Source organism: Lactiplantibacillus pingfangensis (assembly GCF_005404945.1).
Taxonomy (GTDB): Bacteria; Bacillota; Bacilli; order Lactobacillales; family Lactobacillaceae; genus Lactiplantibacillus; species Lactiplantibacillus pingfangensis.
The window spans coordinates 102,072-111,933 of the sequence record NZ_BJDG01000009.1; the positions used below are offsets into that span (position 1 = coordinate 102,072).

The 9,862-nt window shown below is 43.9% G+C and carries 7 protein-coding genes; 3 read left to right on the forward strand and 4 right to left on the reverse strand.

The window, feature by feature from the left end:
- The first annotated feature begins 20 nt into the window (after window positions 1-20).
- The gene (locus FFM74_RS05960; protein ID WP_137625722.1) at window positions 21-1,001 is read left to right on the forward strand and encodes a LacI family DNA-binding transcriptional regulator; all 981 of its coding nucleotides are present in this window, start codon (window positions 21-23) and stop codon (window positions 999-1,001) included.
- Window positions 1,002-1,048: 47 nt separating this feature from the next.
- On the forward strand, window positions 1,049-2,725 hold the full coding sequence (locus FFM74_RS05965; protein WP_223877177.1) for a glycoside hydrolase family 13 protein: 1,677 nt from the start codon (window positions 1,049-1,051) through the stop codon (window positions 2,723-2,725).
- 218 nt (window positions 2,726-2,943) lie between these two features.
- Here the strand turns inward: FFM74_RS05965 and FFM74_RS05970 are convergent, their stop codons facing one another.
- Entirely contained in the window at window positions 2,944-3,858 is a 915-nt protein-coding gene (locus FFM74_RS05970; protein WP_137625730.1) for an NADP-dependent oxidoreductase, read from the reverse strand.
- A 130-nt stretch (window positions 3,859-3,988) separates the two neighbouring features.
- Entirely contained in the window at window positions 3,989-5,386 is a 1,398-nt protein-coding gene (gene nhaC, locus FFM74_RS05975) for a Na+/H+ antiporter NhaC (RefSeq protein ID WP_137625724.1), read from the reverse strand.
- Window positions 5,387-6,170: 784 nt separating this feature from the next.
- Here nhaC and FFM74_RS05980 point away from each other — a divergent pair.
- Window positions 6,171-7,847 (forward strand): alpha-glucosidase, encoded by a 1,677-nt coding sequence (locus FFM74_RS05980; protein WP_137625725.1) that lies wholly within the window; start codon window positions 6,171-6,173, stop codon window positions 7,845-7,847.
- A gap of 74 nt (window positions 7,848-7,921) precedes the next feature.
- On the opposite strand, the gene FFM74_RS05985 is transcribed toward FFM74_RS05980, so the two are convergent.
- A complete protein-coding gene (locus FFM74_RS05985) occupies window positions 7,922-8,578 on the reverse strand; it encodes a LysR substrate-binding domain-containing protein (protein WP_223877180.1) in 657 nt (218 codons plus the stop codon).
- Between the two features lie 18 nt (window positions 8,579-8,596).
- Window positions 8,597-8,827, reverse strand: coding sequence for a LysR family transcriptional regulator (locus tag FFM74_RS13750; protein ID WP_223877178.1), 231 nt, complete (start codon window positions 8,825-8,827; stop codon window positions 8,597-8,599).
- Window positions 8,828-9,862: the final 1,035 nt, after the last annotated feature.

Genomic DNA, 9,862 nt, shown 5'->3' on the forward strand with positions numbered 1-9,862 from the left:
GTGTTATTGGAGTCGTTTGAATGAAACCAAAATTAAATGATGTGGCTCAACTCGCTGGCGTCTCAGTGACCACGGTCTCGCGAGTCATTAATGACCACGGTTATCTCAGTGAGAAGACGAAACAAAAAGTGTTCGCGGCGATGCGGGAACTACATTATCAACCAAATAATATGGCACGATCCTTACAAGGAAAAAATACGCAATTAGTTGGCTTAATCTTTTCGGATATTAGTAATCCTTTTTTTGCAGAGCTAGTTTCACGAATTGAAAAGTTGCTATTTGCGAAAAATTATAAAGTGATTCTATGTAACAGCGCGGATGATCCCCAAAAGGAACGAGATTATTTGCAAATGTTGATGGCAAATCAGGTGGACGGGATTATTGCCGGTGCACATAACTTGGGGATTGAAGAGTACCAACAATACGGGTTACCGATTATTTCGTTTGACCGCTATTTGTCGGATAATGTGCCGATCGTTAGCTCGGATAACTTCAATGGGGGCTGGCTCGCGGCCCAAACGTTACAACAAGCTGGCGCGGACAAAATTGCTATTTTTACGGGTAAGAGTCATGCTGGCTCGCCGACGAATGGCCGTCGTGAAGGTTATGAAGCGTATTTGAAGCAACAAGGATTAACGGCACATGTGCATGAATTACCCTTTGAATTGTCGCCAGCTTTGAAGACCATGGAAATCAGAACGATTTTAGAAAATCATGATTATAACGGGATTTTTTGTAGTGACGATTTGACCGCACTTTTAACGGTCAATGTTGCCCAGCAATTAAAAATAAGCATTCCTGATGAGTTACGTCTTGTCGGCTATGATGGGACGGCGTTGATACGCAATTACCATCCGGCACTAACGACAATCGAGCAACCGTTGGCGGATATTAGTACCTTGTTAGTTTCACTGTTATTACAACGGATTGACGATGCCAACTGTAAGTTGGAAGAGAAGTACATTTTGCCGGTTAAATTGATCAAGGGCACGACGGCTTAAACGTATCGAGCGGATGCTTATTTGATGAAAATTGGAGGAATATGGACGTGACAGAGACGACAATCAAGTGGTGGCAAAAGGCCGTTGTCTACCAGGTTTATCCACGCAGCTTTCAAGACACGAACCATGATGGGATTGGTGATATTCAAGGTATCATTGATCATCTGGATTATTTAAAACGACTGGGAATTGATGTGATCTGGTTGAATCCGATTTATCAGTCCCCCAATGATGATAATGGCTATGATATCAGTGATTATCAAAAAATCGCGAATGAATTCGGGACGATGAGTGATTTTGACCGGCTATTGGAAGCTGCCCATCAACGAGGACTGCGACTCATCATGGATCTAGTCGTCAATCATACTTCGGATGAACATGCTTGGTTTAAAAAAAGCCGAGCCAGTCGGGATAACGCTTATCGTAATTTCTATTTTTGGCGTGCCGGTAACGGTGAAAAAGCGCCTAATAATTGGGATTCGGCTTTCGGTGGTTCAGCTTGGCAGTATGATGAGAAGACGCAAGAATATTATTTACACACGTTTTCAACAAAACAGCCAGACTTAAATTGGGAAAATCCGCAGTTGCGGCAAAGTATTTATGACATGATGAATTGGTGGCTAACGAAGGGCATTGATGGTTTCCGGATGGATGTCATCAATCAGATTTCAAAACGACCGGGCTTACCAGATGGGCCGGTGAAACCACATAGTGAATTTGGTGATTCCCAAGTGACAAATGGGCCCCGCGTACATGAATTTTTGCGTGAAATGCACCGAGAAGTTTTGTCTAAGTACGATGCGATGACCGTTGGGGAAACACATGGCGTGACGCCAGCGGATGGGCTGAAATATGCTGGTCAAAATCGACACGAACTTGACATGATATTTGAGTTTCAGCATTTGAGACTGGATAATAGCCAACATGGCTTTGGTAAATGGAGTACGCGCAAGACACCATTAGTCGGCTTAAAACAGGTGATTAATGAGTGGCAAACTGGCTTAAATGGCCAAGCTTGGAACAGCTTATTTTGGAATAATCATGATACACCGCGGGCAGTTTCGCGGTTTGGCAATGATTCGCCACAATATCGGGAACGCTCAGCTAAACTACTGGCAACTTGTTTGCACTTGTTACAAGGCACACCTTATATTTATCAAGGTGAAGAAATTGGGATGACCAATGCCCATTTTACACGGCTCACGGATTATCGTGATATTGAAACCTTGAATGCTTATCAAGAAGTGGTCACTCAAAAACACCAACTGTCTGCACCCGAGATGATGGCACGGATTGAGGCAAATTCACGTGACAATTCACGAACACCGATGCAATGGGATGCCACTGAAAATGCTGGTTTTAGTGAGACAACCCCTTGGATTAGGGTGAACGAAAATTATCCAATGGTGAATGTCAAAGCTGCCTTAGCAGACCCTGACTCAGTGTGGTTTTATTATCAGAAATTGATTGACTTGCGCCATGATTATCCATTGATCACATTGGGTGATTTTAAGTTGTTATTACCAGATGATGAAGCAGTTTTCATGTATGAACGTCGCTGGCAGGAGCAAACTTGGATCGTCATCTGTAACTTTACCGACCAGACAATTGATCGTGAGCTGACGTCGGTCGTAACCGCGCAAGCGCGATTGATAATCAGTAACTATCAAGATGACGGTGGTAATCAGCTACGCCCCTATGAGGCTAAGGTCTACGCGCTGTAAAAGGTTTTAATAGGCTTCTGGCTGGACTGATAACATCGTTGTGCTGTCCCACGTAGCACACGAATCTGACTAGTGGAATGGCTCACCACGAGACTAATTTAGGCGTATTCGTGGCTGATATAACAGTGCTTACAATTCGTTTTGCGTGTTTTTAAGCTTTTGAAAAAAAAAAAATCGTGCCCAGCCCAGTCATCTCAGACTGAACTAGGCACGATCTTTTATTTTTTAATCACGATCCGGCCGGTATGTGGCTGGTCCAATAATTCGTGACCTTGAATGAAACCGGCTAAATTAAAGGGTAATTGATAGCCAATGTTGGTCTGTAATTCGCCGATACTTAACAATCTGAATAACATCTGTAGCGCGGCTTGGTCGGAAATGGCGTTTGTTGCGTGAATCGAACGGAAGCGAATTGATTTGCTAGTGACCGGTAGGTGGGTCGCGATAGAGACAATCGTCGCGTCAAACTTAGCCATTGCTAAATCCGCCTTGCCATCAACACCGTTTAACGCAACGTTAATCACCACATCACCGCTGTCGGCCAGGACGTGAGCAGGGTCTTGATGGTCATAGGCTACAAATTGGTCGACGCCTAATGCGGTCAAGGCGTCAGCGTGTTGCTGACTCGCAATCGCAATAACCTTAGCGCCGAGCCGTTTTGACAACTGAACGACTAGCAACCCGACTCCACCATCGGCCCCTTTGACGATGACGGTCTGGTCTGGTTGAATATCAGCAAAATAACGCACTGTTTTATAGGCCGTAATTCCGGGTGTAATTAGGCTGACGGCCTGGGCTGGCGTCAAATTGTCCGGCACCGTGACGGTACTGTCAGCGTCCAAACAAACTTGTTCGGCATAGGCGTGTTCAGTATGAGCGGCGACCAATGTGCCGACTGAAATATCGGTGACTGCGGCGCCAACTTGGCTCACACGGCCCACCACATCATGTCCCGGAATAACCGGCAATGGCGTGGCTTCGTTGGCGCCTAAACGTTCAATCCGATCCTCATCATTCAAATTAACTGCCAATGTTGTAATAATAACTTGGTTGGCCGTTGGTTTTAAAGCCGGCTGGTCAAGTGTTTCAAAAACGGCAGGTCCCCCAAATTTTCGATAACCATATGCAAGCATCATGTGCCCCCTTCTTGACAAAAAGTCCTTTTAATTAATTGTAGCGGGGGCGAGGGAATAAGCACAAGTCACGACCATCGGATTCGAGCTTATGTTTACTGACTAACTTAGCAAGCGTCTTTGCTTGATTTTAAGCTTTAAGCGTTTTTTGTCGTTTGAGCCCCCAACCAGTGAAGCCACTAATAATTGAGAAGACCGGGGACAGCAAGCTAAAGAAACAAAATGGTAAGTAGGCTAAGGTGGAGACGCCCAGGGTGTTCGCCGCAAAGGCCCCAGCGACACCCCAAGGAATCAAGTAGTTAATCACCGTTCCGCCATCTTCCAACACCCGACTCAAGGCCAGATTAGCCAAGCCTTGGTCATTGAAGGTCTTCTTGAAAGCTTTTCCGGGTAAAATAACTGACAAGTATTGTTCACCAACGAAAACATTCACGCCGATACCGGCCAAAATCGTAGCAGTAACGGTCATTCCGGCACCTTGAAGTCGTTTAGCGAGTGGCACCATGGCAGTTTGGATTAAATTGAAGCGCATTAGCAGGCCACCCAATGAGAGCGTCAGCAAGATTAGCGAAACGGTTCCCATCATGGCACTGATCCCACCACGAGAGAGCAGTTGATCAACACCGGTATTACCAGTTTTCGAAACAAAGCCAGTTTCAATCATGGTCGCAATTTTGATTAAAGGTGTGTGTGGATTTTGGACAAAAATCATGACGATTGCTAGGGCGATATTCATTAAAAGTGTCGCAATCGCTGGAATTTTTCGAATGGCACAAACGAGCATTAAGATTAAAGGCAAGGCTGCCCACCAACTGATTGTGAAGTTTTGATTTAGAACAGCTAAGGTCGTGCTGATTTTGCCCAAATGGGTTTCAGTGGCGGCCCCGGCACCTAACACCGTGTATAAAATTAGCGAAACGACGAAGGCCGGAATCGTTGACCACATTAAATTTCGAATATGATCAAACAAGTCACTTTCAGCGATCGCGGCGGCCAAGTTAGTTGAGTCCGACAGTGGCGAAGTTTTGTCGCCAAAAATCGCCCCGGAAATGATGGCGCCAGCGATTAGGGCCGGGTTGATGCCCATGGTTGTGCCAATGCCAAATAGGGCAATTCCAATGGTTGAAATAATTGTGAAGGCACTCCCAATAGAAGTTCCGATAATGGCACAGACTAGGAAGACCGAAGGAACGAACCATTGGGCCGAAATGAGATGGAAGCCGAAGACCATCATGGATGGAATGATGCCGGCCGCAATCCAAACACTGATTAAGGCGCCGATCAGTAAGAAGATAAAGATGGGAATGATCCCAGTTTTAATCCCATCGATGATGCCCCCATGGATGTCGTCCCAGGCGGCACCCCTGATACGCGCCCATAAAATAACTAAGGCAATGACTAGAATGACAGGGGTCTGTGGTGAGAGACCAAACTTGATGACACCTAAACCCATGATGGCGAGCATAATGAGTAGCACGGTTAAGGCTTCGGGTAAATGAACCGGTCGCCAGTTTTCTATATTTTTCATAATTTAAACACTCCTCTAATTTTTTGACAAAAAAAGTCCCCGCTGCAATAAATTGCAACAGGGACGATTGGTTAGACCGTGGTACCACCCAGCTTGAAAAGACGAACACTTTTCCACTCACTAGCTGATAACGGCGCTAATTACAATCCGCCGGGCGCACCCGGACAACGGCTAACTGTATTTCGTGATGTCACACCTGATCGGTTCGCAGCAACCACCGACTTCCTGACGCACAGTGTTCATCCTACTTGAAAGTAGCCTAAATGTTCCTTATGAAGTTAACTGCGATAATAGCATGAACTTTTGAGGGCGTCAAGGATTGGTGTTAATTTCTGCCTACCGGGGGCTTCGTTTGGGGCTGGAACGCTGTGAACCATTTTTGAGCCAAAGGGCGGTCTCAAAAGCTGGTTTTTGACTAAGCGCGGACAAATCGCCGTGCTAAGTCAAATGCCACGGCTGAGCCCCAAACAAAGCCCCCTCACGGCTAGAAATGGGCATCATTTTGAATGATCGGTCATAACTAGATGCCCACTCAATCAGAGATGGAGGGCGCTTATTTGTTCACCAATCTTCCTACCAGCAGGTTGAATTTAGCGAAAAAATAAGTCTCACGACTAATAGTTTTATCGTCAGGACGGGCTTGGTCCAATCAGATTTTTTAACCAATCTTGAATTTGAAATATATTTCAAATTTAGAAATTGTTTTATCAATAATCATTAAGCTGCAATGTTAAAATGGAGCTGTTGGAAACGTTAACATTAATAACTTCAGAGGAGTGATTTTTTGACAACAACGCAATGGTGGCAAAAGGCGGTCGTTTATCAAGTTTATCCACGGTCATTTCAAGATTCAAATGGTGATGGTATCGGTGATTTACCCGGTGTCACTAGTCGACTCGACTATATCAAGAAGTTAGGTGCGGATGTTATTTGGCTAAATCCCGTTTATCGCTCGCCCGGTGTTGATAATGGCTACGATATTAGCGATTATTACGATATTAATCCGGAGTTTGGGACGATGGCTGATTTCGACAAACTATTGGCCGCTGCGCATGAGCGTGGGCTGAAAATTATGATGGATATCGTTGTTAACCACTCGTCGACTGAAAATAAGTGGTTTAAAGAGAGTGCCAAGAGTAAAGACAATCCTTATTCAGATTATTATATTTGGCGTGATCCGGTTGATGGTCATGCGCCTAACAATTGGGGCGGCTTCTTCGGTGGTTCCGTTTGGGAGTACGTTGAGAGCCGTCAGCAATATTATTTGCACTCATTTGCAGTGGAACAAGCCGATTTAAATTGGGAAAATCCTAAATTGCGTCAAGCGGTTTATGACATGATGAACTTCTGGGTTAATAAGGGAGTCGATGGATTCCGCCTAGATGTGATCAATTTGATTTCGAAACCAGCCAGCTTTGCCGATGGTCAACCTAATCCTGGGGAACCCTACGCTGACATTGGACCACTCATTGCAAACGGCCCGCGGTTAAGCGAATTCCTACAAGAAATGCACGCCAAGGTCTTGGCGGGTCACGATTTAATTACGGTTGGTGAGTCCCCGGCGGCAACTGTGACGGATGCCAAGCAGTCAGCGGGCCTGAATACGAATGAGTTAAACATGGTCTTTGAATTTGAGCACATGGGACTTGATGGAAATCCGGCGCCAGAACTTGGTAAATGGAATGATCAGCCAGTGAAATTAACCGCTTTGAAACAGAGTTTGACCAAGTGGCAAACTGGGTTACACGGCACGGCTTGGAATAGTTTATATTGGAATAATCACGACCAACCACGAATTGTGTCACGCTTTGGTGATGACGGTCCGGTCTATCGCGAACGTTCAGCTAAAATGTTGGCAACCTTGCTTCATTTTCTTCAAGGGACTCCATACATTTATGAAGGCGAAGAGTTGGCAATGACGAATGCCCACTTTACACAACTCAGCGACTATCAAGATTTGGAATCATTGAACGCCTATCATCATTTTGTCGACGATGAGCAACGGGTACCCGCCGCAACGATGCTGGCCTATTTGTCACACATCTCACGTGATAATGCGCGAACACCAATGCAATGGGATGCGAGCTTAAACGCTGGTTTTTCAACGGGGATGCCATGGCTGAAGGTTAATGAAAATTATGCGGAAATTAATGCTAAGCAAACTTTGGCGCAAGCTGATTCGATCTTCAGTTATTACCAACGCTTGATTGAATTGCGGCATACGCTCCCGGTGATCACAGATGGCAACTATCAGTTATTGGCGGCAGATGACGCGGCAGTTTATGCTTATCTTCGTCAAGATGCAGACCAGACGCTACTGGTTATTTGCAACTTTACAGCGACGGCTCAAACCCGCCACTTTGACCAGTTGCCGACGACCGCTAAAGTCTTAATTAGCAATTACACGGATGATGCCGGTGACCAGTTACGGCCATATGAGGCGAAAGTTTATCAGTTTTAACGTACTAAAAAGCAGATCTTGCAGTCAAGTGACTGGAAGATCTGCTTTTTGAGTTGGGCTTAAAGGCGCCCGAATTATTCTTTCGCAGCGGCATCTTCCGTTTTGAAAGTTTGTTCGACAATATCCATGATTTGCTTGAACAAACCAATTGGAAATTGGTGGGCACGACGGATTAGATTGATATGCACGCTAGGGACTTGAACATCTTCGATTGGAATTTCGACGAGGTCATCAGCCGGTGGCGTCGCAATATCTGAAATAAAGCCGAGAGCCAGATTTTCGCGGACTAAGCCGCTGATTAAAGTACTGTTATCGGATTCAAAGAGCACCTGTGGCTCAATTGAAAGTTGTTCCGCCAATTGATGGAAAACCAACTTATTTAAGTAAGTCGCATTTAAAATAACAAATGGTGATTTAAGGGCTTCTTTAAAGGTTGGATGAGCCATTTTAGCGAGTGGATGGTCTGGATTAGCTAGGATTTTAAACTGGAATGACCGTAGTGGGGTCACCGCAAGCCGTTCGTCTAAGGTTTGATCCAAGTTACCACTGATGGCTAAGTCGAGTTGACCGCCCAAGACTTGTTTAACTAATTGGTTGGCACCCATTTCAACGGTGTGAACGCTGCTTAATAAGTCGTGTTCGATGATTGGCTTTGTGATTGCAGGTAAGTAATGTTCACCCACAGCAGGTTCGATTCCTAGCCGTAGCGTGTGTTGACGTAAATGACCAATGGATTCGTTAACATGTTGCTAGTTAGAAATGATATCATTCGCCGCTAATAAAAGCTGTTGCCCACTAGGGGTTAAGACGAGTGCTTTGGTCTTCGCTTGCCGGAAAAAGAGGGTCGTTTGAAAATGACGCTCCAGTCGTTTGATGGCCTGTGAAATGGTGGGCTGACTGACATGGAAATCAGCAGCTGTTTGCGTATAACTCTGAGTACTGATTAGACGCTGGAAGTAATACAGATCCTTAATGTTCATGAAAAATGCAGCCTCCATAAAAATTATTAATGTTAATGGGTACTTAGCCAAGTGGGCCGAAATTTTGATTGAGCGTAATCAATCTTTCAGGTAAGTTACCGATTAATCATACCACTGATATTATAAATAGTGTTGTTGACGATATAACGCAAAAATTGATTTAATAATTAATGCCCTGAATTGATAAGTATTACTAATGTTCATTTAAATAAAATTAATATAAATGCCGGTTTAACAGCATTTTTATAAATCCGTCAGTCCAATTTAGTTATGGGTTAAGGGGGTACATTAGTTTAACGGGGTGTAAGCCCCAAGAATCCCAAGTATGGCTCACTTTAACAAATAATCTTAGCCTAAATATTAAATAACTGTGAATAATGTTTGACGATTAGGATAAAGGTTAACGGGTTAAAGTGATAACTAAAATTTATCACGGATTAAAAATTTTAACACATCTATGTGATTAAAGAAATAATTGAAGAAAATCAGTATAACTATTTTTTATCAGTTAACGCCCTGTCATATATCAGGTGATAATTGAAAGGATACGTGGAAACCTTGATTGTTACTGGGCCTACGTCTATTTTAGCGTACTTTGTGTTAGATAGCCCGTATTAAAGTTGACCCCTTGAAACTATAAATGAGGCTAATGACTACTTTTACCAACCTGAAGCTAGTATAGCAGAAATTAAAACGTTTATTTTTGTAAACATAAGGCTTACTTATTAGTTAAGGGGGTGTGTTAACTTTCGACCGCTAGTCTAGTCACCCGTACTACTGGCAAAAAGTTGTCAGTGGCTGTGACTTTCTTAAAAAAAGATGACTTGATTGAACATAATTTATTATAATACCAAAAAATAAAGAATGCCTACAAAACGCCACTTATCAACGAGTTTGTAAAGTGAACATAACAAAATGTAATAGCTGTTGCTGAGATAAAAAAAGTGTGAGCAGTTGGCTGTTATGATCCCTCTATGGTTGTCAGATGAAATACTATAATTCATCTGATTATCATGGAGGGATTTTTGTATGTCC